The 18,128-nt window shown below is 57.5% G+C and carries 16 protein-coding genes and 1 riboswitch; of the genes, 3 read left to right on the plus strand and 13 right to left on the minus strand.

Features of this window, described 5'->3' with window-relative positions; translation table 11 throughout:
* Nucleotides 1-78 precede the first annotated feature (78 nt).
* Nucleotides 79-2,796 carry a secretin and TonB N-terminal domain-containing protein gene (locus ACOZ42_RS05805; protein WP_426345654.1) on the plus strand — a complete coding sequence of 906 codons (2,718 nt, stop codon included), beginning with the start codon at nucleotides 79-81 and terminating at the stop codon, nucleotides 2,794-2,796.
* Entirely contained in the window at nucleotides 2,769-3,998 is a 1,230-nt protein-coding gene (locus ACOZ42_RS05810; RefSeq protein ID WP_426345655.1) for a cytochrome-c peroxidase, read from the plus strand. The genes ACOZ42_RS05805 and ACOZ42_RS05810 overlap by 28 nt, the downstream gene beginning before the upstream one ends.
* A gap of 141 nt (nucleotides 3,999-4,139) precedes the next feature.
* On the opposite strand, the gene dctP is transcribed toward ACOZ42_RS05810, so the two are convergent.
* The 11 genes from dctP to ACOZ42_RS05865 form a co-directional block, all read right to left on the minus strand.
* A complete protein-coding gene (gene dctP / locus ACOZ42_RS05815; protein WP_426345656.1) occupies nucleotides 4,140-5,237 on the minus strand; it encodes a TRAP transporter substrate-binding protein DctP in 1,098 nt (365 codons plus the stop codon).
* Between the two features lie 17 nt (nucleotides 5,238-5,254).
* Nucleotides 5,255-6,577, minus strand: a complete 1,323-nt coding sequence (locus ACOZ42_RS05820; RefSeq protein ID WP_003804548.1) for a TRAP transporter large permease — start codon at nucleotides 6,575-6,577, stop codon at nucleotides 5,255-5,257.
* Nucleotides 6,567-7,067 carry a TRAP transporter small permease subunit gene (locus ACOZ42_RS05825; protein WP_003804547.1) on the minus strand — a complete coding sequence of 167 codons (501 nt, stop codon included), beginning with the start codon at nucleotides 7,065-7,067 and terminating at the stop codon, nucleotides 6,567-6,569. Before ACOZ42_RS05825 ends, ACOZ42_RS05820 begins: the two co-directional genes overlap by 11 nt.
* Nucleotides 7,068-7,478: 411 nt before the next feature.
* The gene (locus tag ACOZ42_RS05830; protein WP_230406316.1) at nucleotides 7,479-8,789 is read right to left on the minus strand and encodes an amino acid permease; all 1,311 of its coding nucleotides are present in this window, start codon (nucleotides 8,787-8,789) and stop codon (nucleotides 7,479-7,481) included.
* A gap of 474 nt (nucleotides 8,790-9,263) precedes the next feature.
* Nucleotides 9,264-9,353, minus strand: a riboswitch (glycine riboswitch).
* 254 nt (nucleotides 9,354-9,607) lie between these two features.
* Entirely contained in the window at nucleotides 9,608-10,090 is a 483-nt protein-coding gene (locus tag ACOZ42_RS05835; protein ID WP_426345657.1) for a cysteine hydrolase family protein, read from the minus strand.
* A gap of 95 nt (nucleotides 10,091-10,185) precedes the next feature.
* Complete coding sequence (locus ACOZ42_RS05840; RefSeq protein WP_426345658.1) at nucleotides 10,186-11,193, minus strand: YeeE/YedE family protein; 1,008 nt, start codon at nucleotides 11,191-11,193, stop codon at nucleotides 10,186-10,188.
* A gap of 32 nt (nucleotides 11,194-11,225) precedes the next feature.
* A complete protein-coding gene (locus ACOZ42_RS05845; protein WP_426345659.1) occupies nucleotides 11,226-12,521 on the minus strand; it encodes an NAD(P)/FAD-dependent oxidoreductase in 1,296 nt (431 codons plus the stop codon).
* Nucleotides 12,522-12,523: 2 nt separating this feature from the next.
* Nucleotides 12,524-12,877: a c-type cytochrome gene (locus tag ACOZ42_RS05850; protein ID WP_003801730.1), complete on the minus strand. Its 354-nt coding sequence runs from the start codon at nucleotides 12,875-12,877 to the stop codon at nucleotides 12,524-12,526.
* Between the two features lie 162 nt (nucleotides 12,878-13,039).
* Nucleotides 13,040-13,366 carry a thiosulfate oxidation carrier complex protein SoxZ gene (gene soxZ / locus ACOZ42_RS05855; protein ID WP_426345660.1) on the minus strand — a complete coding sequence of 109 codons (327 nt, stop codon included), beginning with the start codon at nucleotides 13,364-13,366 and terminating at the stop codon, nucleotides 13,040-13,042.
* 13 nt (nucleotides 13,367-13,379) lie between these two features.
* Complete coding sequence (locus tag ACOZ42_RS05860) at nucleotides 13,380-13,883, minus strand: thiosulfate oxidation carrier protein SoxY (RefSeq protein ID WP_336579653.1); 504 nt, start codon at nucleotides 13,881-13,883, stop codon at nucleotides 13,380-13,382.
* Nucleotides 13,870-15,198 (minus strand): FAD-dependent oxidoreductase, encoded by a 1,329-nt coding sequence (locus ACOZ42_RS05865; protein WP_426345661.1) that lies wholly within the window; start codon nucleotides 15,196-15,198, stop codon nucleotides 13,870-13,872. Before ACOZ42_RS05865 ends, ACOZ42_RS05860 begins: the two co-directional genes overlap by 14 nt.
* Before the next feature lie 388 nt (nucleotides 15,199-15,586).
* Here ACOZ42_RS05865 and ACOZ42_RS05870 point away from each other — a divergent pair, with 388 nt between their 5' ends.
* On the plus strand, nucleotides 15,587-15,796 hold the full coding sequence (locus tag ACOZ42_RS05870) for a cold-shock protein (protein WP_009461028.1): 210 nt from the start codon (nucleotides 15,587-15,589) through the stop codon (nucleotides 15,794-15,796).
* Between the two features lie 172 nt (nucleotides 15,797-15,968).
* Here ACOZ42_RS05870 and ACOZ42_RS05875 read toward each other — a convergent pair whose 3' ends face one another.
* Nucleotides 15,969-17,324, minus strand: coding sequence for an ATP-binding protein (locus ACOZ42_RS05875; RefSeq protein ID WP_131071464.1), 1,356 nt, complete (start codon nucleotides 17,322-17,324; stop codon nucleotides 15,969-15,971).
* 12 nt (nucleotides 17,325-17,336) lie between these two features.
* Nucleotides 17,337-17,999 carry a response regulator gene (locus tag ACOZ42_RS05880; RefSeq protein ID WP_003801720.1) on the minus strand — a complete coding sequence of 221 codons (663 nt, stop codon included), beginning with the start codon at nucleotides 17,997-17,999 and terminating at the stop codon, nucleotides 17,337-17,339.
* Nucleotides 18,000-18,128 lie beyond the last annotated feature (129 nt).

Consider the following 18,128-nt stretch of genomic DNA (forward strand, 5'->3'; position numbering starts at 1 on the left):
ATACGATGGCAACCCGGGGTGAGGGGAGACGGATAGCACAGCGTCCTGATAGTAGTTGTTTAAATAGGATGCTCAATCATGAAGTGCGCTTTGCAGTACACGCCGTCTGTTCTTGCCCTGCGCAGGCAAACGCTTGCTGAGATGGCGGCCGACCTCGGTCCCTCGCATCGGCCAGGACGTCTGAAACCGGGACCATTGGTGTTATGGATTGCCAGCATGCTGCTGGTTTTTCCACCTGCACAGGTGCGGGCTGACGACGCTTTGGTGTTGAACATGAGCCCTCAAGCGCTGGCAGACGCGCTTTTGCAGATAGGGCGTCAGGCTCAGGTGGAAATCGCATTCTCACCTGGGCAGGTTCGGGAGAAACAGGCCGTGGCCCTGCAGGGTGAGCTGACGGTCGAGCAGGCACTGGACAATTTGCTGGCCCCCTGGGGGCTGGCCGCGCGCCAGCAGGGGGCGCGTCGTTATACGGTAGTGACGGCGACGGTGCCCAAGGGCTTGTCGGTGCTGGAACCTGTGCGTGTTCAGGGCCAGCGCATCGGCGAACGTGTTTACTCCCGAGGGGATATGGATCAGCGGCCCGCCGGCAATCGGGACGTGTCCAGTTTGCTGGCCGATCACCCCGCGGTGCGTCAGGATGATGCCGCGCAAAGCGGTGTGAATCGAGGTTCCCTGGCGCTGCAAGATATCAGTTTCTACGGGGCCAGCCCTTTTCAGAACCAGTTCCAGATTGACGGCATTAGCGCCACCAACCAGATCGACCCTGCCAGCCGCAATTTGAATCTGCAGGTGGGCAATGTACCGGCCTATGCCCAGGCTTACAACCTGGATACGCACCTGCTGGAAAGCGTGACGGTACTCGATAGTAGTATCCCTGTGGACTATGGTCGTTTCACGGGGGGTGTGGTCGATGCCAGGGTACGTAATCCCCAAGGCGACAACAGTGTCCGGTTTGATTTCAGCTACAACTCCTCGGGGCTGACTGCGCAGAAGATTGCGCCCGAACAAAAGAAGAATTTTGAGGCGGGCAAACCCGGTTTTTCTCCGGTCTGGACCAAACGGTTCACCTCGGCAATGCTTGACGTGGGATGGACACAGGATACGGCAGCCCTGATCCATCTCTCCCGACGTCAGTCCACGATTGATCGGTCCATGCGTGTGCGCCACGATACGGTCTTCACGGATTTGAAGACGCGCTCCATAGACCGGGTCGATAATGGGTTTGTCAAAATTCATACTCGCTGGAGTGCCGACACCGACTCCGCCTTGACCCTCAAGTATGCGGATCGTCGTGAGGATCTGGTGGACTCGGGCAGTTTGGCCGACCAGATTCAGTGGCAGCACCAGCAACAATCCTACGGTCTGGGGGTTGATCTGAACCATGATCTGCGCTGGGGGCAGGCGCGTGTGCAACTGGGTTATGACCAGATGAACAGTTACCGCCATTCTGACGGTACCGACTATATGGTCCACATGATGTATCAGCCCACGGGTCGCCTGGATTACACCTATATCACCGGTGGCTTTGGACAGGAATCGACCGAACAGCGCAATCTGACCTTGAAGTCCCGACTGGAGTTCAAGCCGGTTCAGACCGGGGCAATTGAACATGCCACGTATGCCGGTGTTGAGCTGGCCCATACCCAGGGCGAATTCGTGCGTCAGAAGGATGCTTACGGCGGTAATACTCGCCATTTCAGCAATGGTCAGCCCGATAAGCTGCAGACCTTGAACTACTACCAGGCCGGCAATGTGGGGGTCAGCTATACCGCTGCGTCGGTTTACCTGTCTGATCGTTTGTCATGGCAGCGGCTGGCCCTGACCGGCGGTTTGCGTGTGGACAGGGACAATTATTTCGGCAACACCAATGTGGCGCCACGTACCTTGTTGGAGTGGGATGTGCTCGGGACAGGGGAAACGCGTTTGTCGGGTGGCTGGTCCCGTTATTACGGCATGGACATTCTTGGGACCGCCATGCGTGAGCGCAAGAGCCAATTGCACACCTTGTTAATCACCGGAGGTAATCGGGTAGATCGACCTTCCCATACCGCCTATACGCTTGACGGCTTGCGCACGCCCTATGACGACGAGTGGGCTCTGCGTGTGCAGCAACAGTTGTCAAGCACGGTGGTCGCCGAGTTGGGCTATGTGCGTCGTTATGGCCGCCAACAGGTCTCTATCGAAGGCACGAGCAAAACTGGCTACCTCTACACCAATAAGGGACACGCCAAAACCGATGCCTTCACCTTGAGTGTAAAGAGCATTGCACCCTGGGCGGTGGGGCCGAGTCGATGGACGGCGCATCTGGATATCACCCATCAGCGCAGCAAGCGCAATACCAAACTGGCCGATGGTTATGAGGGCGCCGCCGAGGAGATGGACGACGACATTTACTACAATGGCGACCTGATCCGTCGAGGTGACCGTCCCGTAGGAGATTACAACCTGCCGTGGCGTGTCAGTGCGGGTCTTACAGGAAGGTGGGCATCGTATGGTCTGCAACTTAGTAACCGCATTCATTGGAATGGCGCCCGTAAGGATGTGCATTATCTGGGCCTGAATCGGAGTGACGGGCGGGAAAAATACGAGTCTGGCCGGGTAGGTTCTTACTGGACCTGGGATATGCGTCTGGACTGGGAGCCGACGATGTTCAAAGGCTTGGGCGTGGGGCTGGATGTGCTGAATGTGCTGGACAAGCAAGCGCCTTTGGTGATCAGCACGCCGAACTCGGCAAGCAGCCAGAACCTTTATCGGACAGGAAGAGAGCTGTGGTTGCGCGCTTCGTACCGTTATTGAAGATCAAACGGCGCGGCGTCGTCTGGCTGAGGGTGGCGCTGGGAACCCTGTTGTCCGGTGCGGCCTGCGCGGCCTCTGTGACGACTACGTCCAATGCAGGGGGCGATGATCCCGTGGTGGAGCTTGCCCGCTGGTCGCCCGGTCTGGAAGCGACGTCCCCATCTTGCTGGCAGGAGGGCGAACTTGATGCCGCTTGCCTGCGCACACGCTATGAGCATGTTCCGCGTCAATGGCCGGCCCCTGATATGGATGAGGCAGAGCGGTGGCTGGAGTGGGGGCCGATACCAGGCCCAGGCTCGGACGCACAGCATGAGGCAGCCCAGGATGCCAGTAACAAGCAGATTGTGGCCTTGGGCGCGCGCCTGTTTTTTGATAAGCGGCTCTCGCGTCGGCAACAGATCTCCTGCGCATCCTGTCATCAGCCCGACAAATCATTTAGCGATGGCAAGGCATTGGCGATTGGGGAGGACGGTCTGATGGGCAAGCGTCGTACGCCACCCTTATTCGCTGCGCCATTTGCCAAAGACTTGTTCTGGGATGGTCGGGTGCAGACTTTGCAGGATCAGGTGCTCGGTCCGATTGAAAACCCGGTGGAAATGAATCATGCCTTGCGCGATCTGATTGTGCGCCTGCGTACCTTGGACGATTATCCCCAGGCGTTTCAACAGGCCTTTGGACCGGCCTGGAACGCTGGGGTGGATGCCCAAGGACTGGCACGGGCGCTGGCCGCCTATGTGGTCACCCTTCGACCGGCCGCAACGCGTTTTGACGATTTTCTCGCGGGTAATGTGGCTGCCTTGAGTGATCAGGAGCTCACTGGCCTGCACTTGTTTCGCACCAAGGCGCGCTGCATGAACTGCCATAACGGCCCCTTGCTGACGGATAACCGCTTTCACAATATAGGCCTGTCTTTCTATGGACGTCGCTTGCAGGACCTGGGCCGGTTTGAGTGGTCTCGCGACCCGGCCGACCTGGGGCTGTTTCGTACCCCCAGCTTGCGCAACGTCGCGCGGGCGGGGCCCTGGATGCACAATGGCTTGTTCCCGAGTCTGGAGGGTGTCGTACGCATGTACGATGCGGGCATGATCCCTGACGCTGGGCAAGCCGGTCCGTTGATACCACGTAAGTCACCACGCATACGAAAGCTGAATTTGAGTGAGGCGGAAATCCAGGCTTTGTTGGCGTTTTTACAGGTGCTGTGACACGTGTGGCTCAAGAAGCGAGCCGTGGGCCCATAAAAAAACGATAGTGGCAGACCACTATCGTTTGGAGGTAGTTGCCGCGGCGAGGGGTTCCGATTGATCTCAGGACCGGGTTCCTCTGCCATGGCAAGGACGTCGGCTTTATTTCAGGCAGGCTTTGATTTTGTCCAGATCGGGCCCCTCGATGGGACGGCCAAGATTGAACGGCATAGAGGTTTCGCGCCAGTCTTTGTAGTCGTGCAGGTACTCCATCTGGCTGGCATACACCTTGGCGGCATCCGGGTTGCTGCAAGCCATGGCAATCATGACTTCATTGGTGACTTGCTGAATGGTTTTCAGGCTCTCATCGTCCATGCGGTGGATTTCCACCCCGGCTTTCTGAAAGGTGCGCAAGCCTTCGGTCGCTTTCTTTTCAGTAAAAGCGATGGACCACATCATGGTGGCATCGGCTGCGATTTTCAGTTTTTCCTTGGCCGAGTCGCTCAGGGCATCCCAGGCGGCTTTGTTGATCATGACGCCAAAGACGGATGCAGACTGGTGCCAGCCGGGCGTTGTCCAGTGCTTGGTGACTTGATGAAGGCCGGCAGACACATCCACGTTAGGAGTGGAGAATTCGGCGCCTTCGATCACCCCCCGCTCCAGTGACTGATACAGCTCTTGCCCAGCCATGGAAACCTGAGTGCCGCCAATTTTTTCCAGTACCTTGCCTTGCTCCAGTCCGGACAGACGCAGGCGCTTACCCTTGATTTCCTCCAGGTTGCGAATCGGAACGTTGGTATGGAAACCGGATTCATTATTGGTGATGGCGTAGGGGAGGTAGACCATGCCATATTTGCCATAAATCTCGTTATAAAGCTCGGCGCCTCCCCATTCCTTGATCCAGTTGGCGTAGTCCAGCGCATTGAATAGACTGGAGTGAGTCCCCAAGGGGGAGAAGGCCGGGTTGCGGCCTGCCCAGTACCCTGGCCAATCAGCCCCTGCCTGGATGGTGCCGGACTCAACGGCACTAAAGACCTCGCCGGTAGGGACAAGGGCGCCGCCTTCGTAGAACTCGATTTTCAGTTCATCTCCAACCAGTTTATTGGCTAGATCGACCCATTTTTTGTCCAGTTCCACCAATTCGATCGAGGCTGGCCAGGTGCTGGTCATGGTCCATTTCTGGGCGGCCTGGCTCAGGCCCGTGATGCCTAGCAAAGCCAGACCGGTCAAGGCGCCAAGTGCCTTTTTTGTCAGTTTCATTATGTCTCCTTGTTGTATTAGGTTCCGTACAGCACGGTGGGTAACCAAGTGGCCAGACCAGGGAAAATGGCCAGCAAGATGCACATCAAAATAATCAGGCCGATAAAGGGGATGACGCCGGTAATGATCTCCATGGTCTTGACCGATTTGGGTGTGATGGCCCGCAAATAGAACAGGGCATAACCAAAAGGCGGGGTCAAAAAGGACGTTTGCAGGACAACCGAAACCAGAATCACAAACCAGAGCAGGCTGATGCCCATCTCCTGCACAATCGGCAGCAGGATGGGGAAAGACAGCAGGACGATGCCGGTCCAGTCCAGAAAGCAGCCCAGAATAAAGATGATCAGCAGCATGACGACGATCAGCAGCCAGGGTTCCATGTCTAAACCGCGCATGATGTCCTGGGCAGCGCCCAAACCGCCGGTGATGTTAAAGACCCCGGTAAAGGCCGTGGCACCGACCACAATGAACAGAATCATGGAGGAGGTGCGACCGGTTTCATACAGGGCATTGAGAAAAATGGACCATTTGAACTTGCCCCGGAAAATCACGATCAGCAAGGACAGCAGCACCCCGATAGCGGAGGCTTCGGTGGCCGTGGCAATGCCGGCCAGCATGGAACCTAAAATGCCCAGAATCAGAAAGATGGGTGGCACGGCTTCCACCAGCAGCATGCGGATCAAGGCGGGCCTGGAGATCTTTTCATCGGGCTCCACGGAAGGGGCGCGTTCAGGATGACGCCAGGCAACAAACACGACCCACAGGGCATAGAGCAGGCCCAGCAGCACGCCAGGAATCAGCGCGCCGGCAAACAGCTCGCCAATCGACAGTGGGGAGTAGCTGGCCATCAGGATCAGCATGATGGACGGCGGGATCAGGATGCCCAGGCAGCCCGAAGCGGCAATCACACCGGTGGTCAACTTGGGGCAATAGCCATAGCGCAGCATGGGGCGCAGTGCCATCATGCCGGTAACCGTAATCGAGGCGCCGATAATGCCGGTGGTGGCTGCCAGCAAGATGGAGATAAATACCACAGCCAGCGCCAGCCCACCCCGAACGCGAGACATCAGCAGGCGCAAGGCCTCAAACATCTTGTCGGTGACTTCGGAGTCGGACAGAAAACGTGCCATCAGAATAAACAGCGGGATGGCAATCAGCGTGTAGTTGTCCAGGACATCGCCGTAAATGCGGTTAACCACAATGCCCAGAACCATGGGTTTGCCCGCCACCAGCGCGCCGATGACAGCCGTGCTGCCCAGAACAAAGGCCAAGGGGTGTCCCATGAACAGCCCCAGCAACAGCAGGCCACCCATGACAAGTGCAATCAATTCAGGCGTCATGGCGGGGGGCGTCCTTCTGACTGAGCAAACGGATAACTTCAGCAATTCCCTGGAGCAGCAGCAAGGCGGCCGCCAGAACCATGGAGAGTTTGAGTGGATAAACAGGTAATTGGACCGCGCCGTAGGTGGTCTCGCCTTGAGCCCAGGAGCGCATGGCAAAGTCATAGCTGCGGGTCAGGAAAACCCAGGCGAAGGGGAAAAAGAAAATCAGGTAACCTGCAATTTCCGTCCATTTTCGGACGGCAGGAGAAAAGCGCTGGATGAGCAGATCGACGCGGACGTGGGCCTGGTGTTTGAGTGCGTAGGCGCCCAACATCAGAAAGTAAAACCCATATAGCTGCTTGGTGACGTCAAAAGTCCAGCGTGTGGGCTGGTTCATCACGTAGCGCATGAAGACTTCGTAAATAATGATGGTGGAAAAAATGATGGCGATAAAGGAAATAAGCTTCCCTATCCATTCATTGAGCGAGTCGATTAGACGTAAAACCATGCTTGTCCCTTTTGTACATTCTTATTGGCTACACATCGGGTTTAGTCTATGAGTAAGCTTTGCCGCGTCACAACTTGGGTTTACCCTTACGTCAACCTGAGAGAAGGCATCAAGGGTAATAAGGTGTAAATGAGGGCGTGTAAAAGGTTTTTCCGTCTGAATCTGTGTTATTGGCGTGAAATATCGGGGGCCTAAAGGGTTGGGGGGCTCGCGGCTACCGCTTGTCTGCACATAGAAAAAGCCACCCCAAAGGGTGGCTTTCGAGTGCCGGGCTTCAGCCCTTGCTCCAGGTCTACTCTCCCACGATTGCAGGATGAGAGGTCGTCTGTGGGTGCGGACCTACGCGTGTGGAGCCAGCCCCTGGCTGCGGCAACACGGCCCCTGGCAGGGCCGTGTTGGGCGCAGGGGATCTTAACGGACGCTTTGCGCCGCCAGGCCCAGGGCCAGATGCTGTTTCATGCGTTTCTTGTAGAAAGGCAGGCAGATGAACAGCGCCAGGAACCAGAACGGCGTGGCAATCAGGCCGATCAGGGTTTCTTCTTCCTGGCTGAACAGATAGAGCGCGAAGGCAAAGAAAGCCAGGGTCAGGTAACACATGGGAATCGCAAAGGGCATTTTGTAGCTCGATGCGGCATGGGCTTCGGGGCGAACCCGGCGGTACTTCAGGTAGGTGATCAGGATCACGGCCCAGACAAAGATAAAGCAGATGCTGGCCACGGTGGTCACGATGGTGAAGACACGCATGACATCGCCTTCTGCATACAGCAGGAACAGGCTGGACAGCAACAGGGCGCAAGAATAGATCAGGCCATTGCGGGGGGTACCATTGCGCGACAGCTGGCTGAATGCTTCAGGAGCCAGCTTGTTCTTGGACAGACCGTACAACATGCGGCCTGTCGAGAACATGCCGCTGTTGGCCGAGGACAGGGCCGAGGTCAACACCACGAAGTTGATGATGGCAGCGGCTGCACCTACGCCGATCAGCAAGAACATGTTCACAAAGGGGCTCTTGTTGGGGGCCACAATATCCCAGGGAGTGACGGTCATGATGGCGGTCAGGGCCAGCACGTAAAACACAATCACGCGAACGGGAATCTTGTTGATGGCTTTGGGCAGGTTCTTGGCAGGGTCCGCTGTTTCAGCCGAGGCCGTACCCACCAGCTCAATACCCACGAATGCGAAGATGGCGATCTGGAAGGCAGCAAAAAAGCCACCCAGGCCATTGGGGAACATCCCGCCCCGATCCCACAAGTGGGTCAGGCTGGCTTTTTCACCGGTTGGGCCCACAAAGCCGGTAAACAGCAGATACGCACCCACGCCAATCAGGGCCACAATGGCAATAATCTTGACCAGTGCAAACCAGAACTCCAGCTCACCAAATAATTTGGCCGACAGCAGATTAAAGACCAGCAAAAAAGCAATGCAGGCCAGTCCTGGTAACCACAATGGAATATCCGGCCACCAGAATTGGGTATAGCCGGTAATGGCCACAATATCTGCAATCCCAATGACTACCCAGCAAAACCAATAACTCCAGCCCAGAAAATAGCCCATGGTCGGGCCTAGAATATCGGCGGCGAAATCGACAAAAGATTTGTATTCCAGATTATGCAGAAGCAATTCTCCCATTGCCCGCATAACAAAAAACAAAAAGAACCCGATGATCATGTACGTAAACAAGACCGAGGGGCCGGCCAGGCTGATCGTGCGGCCTGATCCCATAAATAGCCCTGTGCCGATAGCGCCTCCAATTGCTATCAGTTGCAGGTGCCGGTTTTTCAACGAGCGCTGCAGTCCAGATGAATGTTGCTGAGACACACTGTTCTCCTGATTTTTATTCGTTCAAATGCGTAATTATGACTGTGCTGCGAGAAAACAAAGGGTACAACCCGTCCTCAAGGACGGTTTTCTTGATACCGATCTAAATATGATGGGGAGCGCACAACAGTCCTCCTTGTTCTGATGACATGAAATGTCAGAACAGACCTGTGTGCGATTAAAAATAGAAATAAAGTAGTGGTGGGTCAGGCGTCCAGAAAAGGCACCTGACTATCTGCTCATAGATAGACTCCGGACAAATAGGTGAACAAAGACCATATGGTCTCTGTACCCCCTCTGTCCGTTTACCTGAGAGCTTATCCATCGGTTCGCGATGGTCCCCTTCGGTGGGCACGGGTGTGCCTCTCTCCAGATGGTCAAAGGTTCAGGATTCTTTTGCCTGAGAGATTCCGGGGTCGTTGCTCCGTCGGCGCTTCATCAATGTGAAGACTCTCACCTGAACCGTTATTGACGCCGCTATTGTATAGACAGGCAAAAAGCGATGACTACTAGCGTTAACCTGTAGTGTTTTCAGACGGGTAATTCTTGTTTCTTGGCCGGTTTTGTGGCTATGTGCGACCGCAGTCATGAGGCGCAGAACGCTTGGCAGCTGGGCACTGAAGCGGGCCGATGCGATGCATCAGAGGGTCGACAGGCTTAAGAGCGTTTAGCAAGCGGGTGTCAATGACAAGCAAGGCGTAACGCAAGGGGAGTGACTAAGGTTATGGCGGGTCCTGCTCAAGCCGCAGCTCGCGGCTATGAATCGTGCGACCGAAGTGATGTTTCCACAGCTTGATGCCCATCGCGCCGGATCGATCCAGCGATGAACCCACGGTTAGATCGGTAATCAGGGTGGGATGCAGCCCAGCATCAAACAAGGCAAAACCCGCAGCCAGCACGCAGGTATCTGTCTGAATACCGCAGACCAGGATGCGATCGGCCTGATACTGCCGCAGATACTCCATTGCAGCAGGGCTGGGTGTGTAACCATGCTTGATGAAGATGGCGTCGGCATCGATCAGGCAGCAATCATCGCGCGGCGGACACCAGCCGAGCTGACTGAGGAAAGGGGTTTGGGACTCGTCATGCTGCTCGATCAGCGCCACACAGGGCAGGCGGCGGCTGAGCCTATTAATCCCTTCGATCAGCCACAAGGTAGGAGCAAAACAGCTTTGCACATCGACAACAAGCAGGATCTGTCGCATTGCACGAGCCTCAATAAGCGCCTGCAGCAATGCTAGCCTCAGGAGCGTCGGGCAGCCTGCAGGGTGGTCCATCAAACCCCTATTGAAACACGGACTCAGGAGTTGGGGCGTGCCCAGACCAGGCGCGAGCCAATCACGATCCCCAGCACCGCCAGCAAGGAGGTGGCGGACAAGGTAGACAGGCCACTCAAGCCCTGGCCGATGGTGCAGCCCAGGGCCAGCACACCGCCTACGCCCATCAGGGTGCCGCCGGTCATGGCACGCAGCATGTGGCGCGGTGATTCAAAGCCTTCCAGTTTCCAGCGTCGGCGCAGCAGAGCACTCAGGCAGGAACCGGCCAGCACACCCGCCACCATCAGGATGGTAAAGCGTGGACTCATGCCGGTGGAGATCATGGCGTATTGAATACTTTCCCCAATCGGGGCCACAAAGCTCAGCGAGCTGACGGGCACAGGCTCGAAGGGGTCATCGCCCAGCCAACCGGTGGTCAGCCAGCCTGCTACGATCAGCAGCCCGATAAAGGCGCCTGCCAGCAGATCATTCAGCCGCTGGCCGTCCAGACGGGGGCGCAGGGAAAAGGCGATTAAAGCGGCAACGAGCAGCGCAATGACGATGGATCGTACGGGGCCTGCGGGCAGGGTGACGGTAGGCAGGGTGATGCTGCTGACTTGGGCGAGGTTCATGCGTAGCGGGGCCAGCAGTCCGGTCAAGGTCATGTAAGCGGCGATACCCAGGCATAACAGCACTACAAAAGAGCGCAAATTACCTTGCCCCAACAGAATCAGAGCGCGGGCACCGCAGCCATTGGCCAAGGTCATTCCCATACCAAACAGCACGCCACCGACCGGCACCAGCAGCCAGGAAAAAGTCGGATTCAGGTACAAGACCTTGTCCAGGCTGATCAGCCCACTGCCTGCGGCCAGTTGTGTACCGGCCAGGGCCACGGCCAGCGCCAGGGCAAAGCCCTGGAGCTTGTAGCCGCTGCGCCCGGACCAGCGCTCGGTTAAACCACGATAAAAGCAAAAACCACTGAGCTGGCCACTCATGCCAAAGAGCAGACCAATGGCCAAGCTGACCCACAGTACAAGTTCTGTATTCATCATGTGCGCTGGAGAGGGAACGGGATTGAAACCACTTAGCCTTTGGTGCCCCAGATGTCGCGACTGATTGCGGCATACCAGGCCTCGCCATACTGGGCTTCCTGCTTGCGAAAGGCCGGGCTGGCTTCTTTGGGGCTGACCCCGCCGGAGGCTTCGGCCAGCTTGTCATCGGCAAAGGCGTACAAATGCCCCACGGAAATGCCATAGTCAGGAGCGATCAAACTGTAGCAGGTATTGCTCAGGGTCGCCTGTGGCACGGGCTTGCCGTTCAAGGCATTGATGATGGCAGCCGCTGCCAGCTTGGCTTGTGTGTTGGCCGAGAAGCCGGACTTGGGCATGGGCGAGGCAATGGTGGCATCGCCCACCACATAGATGTCTTTGACCTGCTCGGATTCGAAGGTATGCGGGTCAATGGGCACCCAGCCGCTGGCGTTGGTGACACCGGCCTGTTCGGCAATGGTTCCCGCTTTTTGAGGCGGAATCACGTTGAGCACATCGGCCTTGTGGATTTCGCCAAACTCGGTTTCCACGCTGAGCTTGGCGGCATCCACGCGGGTGACTTTGCCGTCCTTGGAGAAGGGCACCCATTCGATCATGTCGCCATAGACGTGTTTCCAACCGTCCTGAAACAGGCCTTGTTTGGAGAAGCTGTCTTTGGCATCCAGAATCAGAATCTTGGACTTGGGTTTGTTCTGCTTGAAGTAGTGAGCCACCATGCTGGCGCGCTCGTAGGGGCCAGGCGGGCAGCGGAATGGGTTTTCGGGGGCCACCATAATAAAAGTGCCGCCGTTGGGCATGGCATCGAGCTGGCGTTTGAGCAGCCGGGTTTGCTCACCGGCTTTCCAGGCATGCGGCGCCAACAAGGCGGCGGCCTCGTCATACCCTTCCAGGGTGTTCCAGCGAAAATCAATGCCAGGCGAGAGCAGCAGCTTGTCGTAGGACAGCGTCTGGCCTTTGGACAGGCTCAGGGTTTTGGCCTGGGAGTCCACTGCCGTTGCCCGATCGTGGATCACCTCAATACCCGCTGCACGCAGGTCCTCAAAGCCGTGGCCCTGCTGTTCAAAGCGGCGCAGACCGGCCAGATACAGATTGCTGAATGGGCAGGTGTAGAAGGTGGTGGCCGGTTCGATCAAGGTTACTTTCAGGGATGGATCGCCGCGCTTGAGGTAGCGGGCCGCAGTGGCACCGCCAAAGCCGCCACCGACCACAATCACATGGGCGGAACGGCTGCGTGCATACACCGGCAAGGCACTCAGAGCCAGGCCAGCGGCACTAGTCTTACCGACACGGCTCAGCCATTGGCGGCGGGAGGAGTTTACGGGTGTGCTCATGCTTAACGTCCTTGCGCCATGCTGACAGGGGTGGAGGGAAGTGTCGAGAAGTACTGGGCCAGAGCTTGCAGATCCGCATCCTGGTAGCCTTTGACCAGACGGTTCATGATGGTGGTGCCAGCCGGGGGATTGTCAGAGGCAAAGGCACGCAACTGCTCCAGCAAGGCGGCCTGGGGACGGCCTGCCAGCGAGGGAATGATGGTGGTGGAACGTCCATCCGGGCCGTGACAGTTCGCACAGGAGCTGGCTACGGTCTTGATATCCAGCGTGGAACTGGCCCAGGCCGGTGCCGCGGCACTGCTGGCCGCCAGCAAGGCGGGGGCGAAAAGGAGACGACCTACCAGAGAGAGGGACATGGGCATTCTTCTTGTCAATGTGCTTCGTTGCAGGAAAAGACGCTCAGCGTAGCATTCTCCTTACGCCCACTTTGTATGACTATATAGAACGCTGTTATGAGCTCAGCGCCCAATAGGGGCGCTGAGATGGGGGTAGGGAGTCTGACGGGAACCGAGCAATAATCAGTCGCTGATGCTCAGCTCGGTCTGGCCGGTGATGACAGCGCCCTGGTCGTCCGTCCAGCTCATCTCCAGAACCCCCGAGCGTCGTGCGACAAAAGTAAATTCAAGGTAGGGGTTTTGGGAAATGGCGGTTTCCGGTTGCCAATTGAACAAGAGTTCACCGTTAAAGGTGGCCTTGAAGTCGTGGATGATGTTGCGTGGCACAACCTGACCTTCTTTGTTCAGGCGCAGGCCGCTTTCCATGCGGTGTTCTACCAGCGCACGCACGCGCACGAGCTCGCCTGTCTTGGGCGTGGCGTTGCTGATCCAGATACGGGGTTTACTCATGAGGGGCTCTTGTTTACATGCCGCAGCCGCCAGCGGTCACGGTGATGTGATGCTGGGCGCTCAGAACGCGGCCATCGCTCAACCGTGCCAGGGCACGGATGGTTTGGGTTTCAATCAGACGCAGGCGCACGGCGACTTCCGTTGTACCTGCCAGGGCGGTAAAGCGAAAGCGGCAGGCCAGGGGGTGTGGGTTGCCCTGGGCCAGAATGATCAGTTCCTGGCAATACAGCTCGTCATTGACGGGTAGGTCCAGCACGACCTTGACGGGCACTGCGGCGGGGTTGTCTCCCAGGGCGGGCATGTCCAGTTTCAAGCCTTTTTCCTCAGGGGTCGCGCCGTCCAGGAACTCGTTCACCACCGCCTGGACCTGGGCGGCGGTGGCCGGCTTGAGCAATTGATCAAAAGCGACTTGTGCATGCAGATTGACGGGCAGCCAGGCGGCGCCCAGTCCGGCCGCACTGCCCAGCAACAGCTGGCGACGACGCACGAAACGGGAGGGAAGTTTAGAGGAAGTCATTGAAACGGCTCTGGATCCACTGAAAATCTTCTTGAACAAGGTCGGGGGTGCGAACATCCATATCAATCTGTGTTTGCAGCACCTTGCCGCTGGCATCCAGCTCGTACTCAAACTTGACCGAAATTTCTTCTTGCGGGTCCCCATTCACCATCATGTAGCACAGGTTGTCGGGGAGTACCGGCACGACTTCCTTGCCTGCAATCCGTTCGGCCAGGTTCTGGGAAACGATTTTCGCCACGGCATGCGCAACGTGCGCGCTCTTGGGATAGTGGCCGAACTGATCGGAAATAAAGCCCATCGAGTCACCCACCACATAGACATTGTCGTCGTCACGTGCGGTGAACAGGCGCGGATCAATATTGGCCCAGCCGGTGGGTTTGCCGTCAGGGCCTGTGCCCACCAGACCCGCGTTCCAGACCATGTCGGCCGCCTGATGCGGAGGCATGAGCACGGCATCGTCGAAATCAAAGTCGCCTGCAGTGGTCTTGATGTGTTTTTTGAAGGGGTCGACTTCACGCACCCGTGCATTGGGGACATGGGTGATGATGTCCGGGTACAGCTCCTGGAACGCGGCGCGGTAGCCCTCGCCAATCGGGGCGATATTGGGCTTGGGGTCCAGAATGATGATCTTGCCTGGAATCTTGTTGGTCTTGATGTGCCAGGCCATCAAACAGGCGCGTTCGTAGGGCGAGGGCGGACAGCGGTGGGGCGGCGGGGGCAGCGTCATGACAATGGTGCCGCCCTTGAAGGCCTTGAGCTTGTTCTTCAAAGCAAACATCTCGGCGTTCGGGATGTAGGCATTGGGAAAGTGCTGGCGTGTGTATTCCGCGGTGTAGGTGTCATTGCCAAACCAGGCGTCATAGGCATTGCGTATGCCGCCCGACAGGATCAGGTAGTCGTATTCCAGCGCGCCCTGGGTGGTACGTACGGTTTTCTTGTCGCGTTCGATGGCAGTGACTTCGGCATGCACCAGGCTGTACCCATACTTGATCGAAGGCGCCAGCATGTCATGGTTCAGGAAATCAGTGTTGACGATATCAATCAGCCACTTGTTGCTCATGGGCCCCGACCAGAAGGTGGGGTTGCGCTCGATCAGCACAACCTGAGCTTGGGGAACCAGCTTGGACAGATACTTGGCAGCGGTCATCCCGCCCCAACCGCCGCCACAAATCACAATGCGCGGGCCTTTGGTGTGGCGCGGCAGGATCTGACTGGTGTTGGTGATGATGGCGGGGGCTGAAAGGCTGGTGGAAGGAAGAACAATTGTTCCGAGTGCGGCGGCTGGGGTGGCCAGCAGAAAATTTCTACGATTCATTGCTATGTTCCTCGTGATCATGACATGACACACGTCAATCCTGGTAAGTAGACCGCTTGGTGCGAGCCAGTATAGCCAAGACTGTCGGGGCTGCGTGGGGCTTTTTGCCGGGCCAAGGCGTTGAAACCAAGGTTAGAGGCCGCTCAGGCACGGTGCAGCAGCGCAGTTCAGTGCGGGTGGGGGAAGAACGAAGTGGGGGGGAGGGCTGGTCGTGCGGTGGAAACGTCGGACTGCGGGTAAGGGTTAACACTCGGAAATGCTCAGGAAACAACAGAAAAACCGGATTTTTTGGATTAAAACGTAACGGCGCTATCTTTGTGCACAAAATCGGAGGATAGTGCAGGGAGAGAAATTTTTTCTCTGTTCGTTTTTACATTTAGGACTTATTTTGAAGACAGAAATTGGTATTGTGAAGTGGTTCAACAGCGAAAAAGGCTTCGGATTCATCGTGCCGGAGAACGGCGGCAAGGATCTCTTCGCACACCACAGTGAAATTCAGGGAACCGGGTTCAAAACATTGGAAGAGAACCAACGCGTTTCCTTCATCGAAGGTGCAGGCCAAAAAGGCCCATGCGCAACTAAAATCCAAATTCTTTGATGATGGGCTTGCCTGAACCGGCAAGCACCGCGTCAAACTGAAAAGGCCGGAACCCGTCAAGGTTCCGGCCTTTTTTAATGCTTGGCAAGCTGCCACCTGCAATCCAGAGATGGGCGCTGCGTGCTCTACCAGCAGTAGGTCCGATGTCGGGCAGCTGGAGCGACACGTCGCTTTAGAGCGGCGTTGACGCGCTTAGTGGTACGGTTAGCCGAGCCTCCAGACCGCCCCCTTGCCGGTTCAGCAGCTCCAGCGTTCCTCCATGCTGGGTGGCGATGGCGTTCACGATGGACAAGCCCAGTCCGTAACCGGCCTGTTGCTGTGAGCCACGCCAGAAGCGGTTCATAGCCAGATCGCGTTCGCTCTCGCTCAAGCCAGGGCCATTATCCAATACGCTGATACGCAGGTAACCCGGTTCTCCCGCCTCAATTCGCAGGCTGATGGCTGCCAAGGCCTTGGCATAGCGCAGGGCATTATCGATCAGGTTCTGTATGGCCACTGTCAGCAAGGATTTTTCAATTTGCACCGGTCCGGGTTGAGTGTGTGTGTCCAGCGTGATGGCGTCGATGGTGTCACCATGGATGGCCTTGAGCGCATGTAAAGCTGCATAGACGGCTTCATCGGCCTGACTGCTTTCCTGACTCGCGCCCTGGCCGTCCAGCCGAGCCAGCTCCAGCAGCCTTTGCAGGATATTTTGCAGTTGCTGCACACCCTGATCGGCCTGACTTAAGGCGGCATCCAGCGTGTCACGCTCGCCAGGACGTTGGGCCGCCAGATGAGCCACTTGAAGGTGGGTTTTGATGCCTGTCAGCGGGGTGCGCAATTCGTGGGCTGCGCTATCGGTAAAGCGGCGTTCACGCATGATGGCGGCCTGTTGCCGCTCCAGCAGCGCTTCAATCGTACGCAGCAGCGGCTGCAGCTCCACCGGGGCTTTGACCTGGGGAAGCGGGCTGTCGTCACCGGGACGGCGGCGGGCCAGCAAATCCCGAATCCGCTCCAGAGGGGCCAGCCCGTGACCGATCCCTATCCACAACAGGAGCAGACTGCCAAACAGGGCCACTACGAAAGGCAGCCCGGCCGAGAGCATGATTTCCCGTACCAGGGATTCGCGTATCTCGATGCTGTCAGCGGCGGCAATCTGGATATGCCCCTCGCGCAGGACAAAGGTGCGCCAGCGCTTGCCGCCATGGATATGGGTGCCAAAGCCCAAGGCCACTTGCGACATGTCCGGACTGCCGGCGGTACGGCTGACTGCCTGAATCTCCACTTCACTGCGCACCACGCTGATCTCGCAGGCAACCCCGTCGCGGGCAATGATGTCCAAGGGGCGCTCGGCTGACTGGGCCAGCTCCTGTAGATTCGGAAATTGGGCCACCAGCCCGGCCACCATTCGCGCCGAGGCCGCCAGACGGCTGTCCAGCGCCTCACGCAGGGAATGGCGCGCATCCATCAGCATCCAGGCCGCCACGGCACTCCACAGCACGGTCAGGGAAATGCCGATCACCAGCAGCAACCTCAGGCGCAAACTCATGTTGTTTCTTTCCTAGCCCGCCGGCCCCAGTCGGTAGCCCAGACCGCGAACGGTCTCGACGATATGGCTGCCCAGCTTGCGCCGCAAATGGTAGATGTGGACATTGATGGCATTGCTTTCCAGATCCTGGTCGTACCCGTAGACGCTGTCACACAGCTGTTCGGCACTCAGAATGGCATGGGGTTTGTTGAGCAGGGCGCGCAACAGGGACAGTTCGCGCCGGGCCAGGCTGACTGGCTTGCCATCCAGAGTGACATGGCCGGTCGACGCACAGAAGCTTAATCGTCCATATTCAATGCAGTCGGTTTCGTGACCGGCCAAGCGTCGTGTCAGCACATGCAGACGCGCCAGCAGCTCGTCCAGGTCAAAAGGCTTGATGACGTAGTCATCGCCTCCGCCCAACAAGCCCTCGACCCGGTGATGCAGCGCATCGCGGGCGGTCAGGATCAGAATGGGCAGTTTGCGGCCCTGATCGCGCCAGCGGCGCAGCAGCGTCAGTCCGTCCTGATCGGGCAAGCCCAGATCCAGAATACAGACATCAAAGTGCGAGGACAGCAAGGCCGTATCGGCCAGACTGGCGGTGCCTACGTGGTCCACCGTCAAGCCGTGCAATCGCAGGCCGGCCACAATTCCGCTGGCGACCAGCGCGTCATCTTCAACCAGTAAGACGTGCATTCTCCCCCCTTGTCGCGAATGCGGCGTGTTCAGGCAAAGCCTGATGTTCATTACGTTTCGGCGTTCATGTTAGCAGTCTTGAGGCGGGCGGCAAAAGGCGCCTCTCTCTTAATTTGGCCTTAATCCTGA

Source organism: Alcaligenes sp. HNGD-HTN06 (assembly GCF_049932565.1).
Classification (GTDB): domain Bacteria; phylum Pseudomonadota; class Gammaproteobacteria; order Burkholderiales; family Burkholderiaceae_B; genus Alcaligenes; species Alcaligenes ammonioxydans.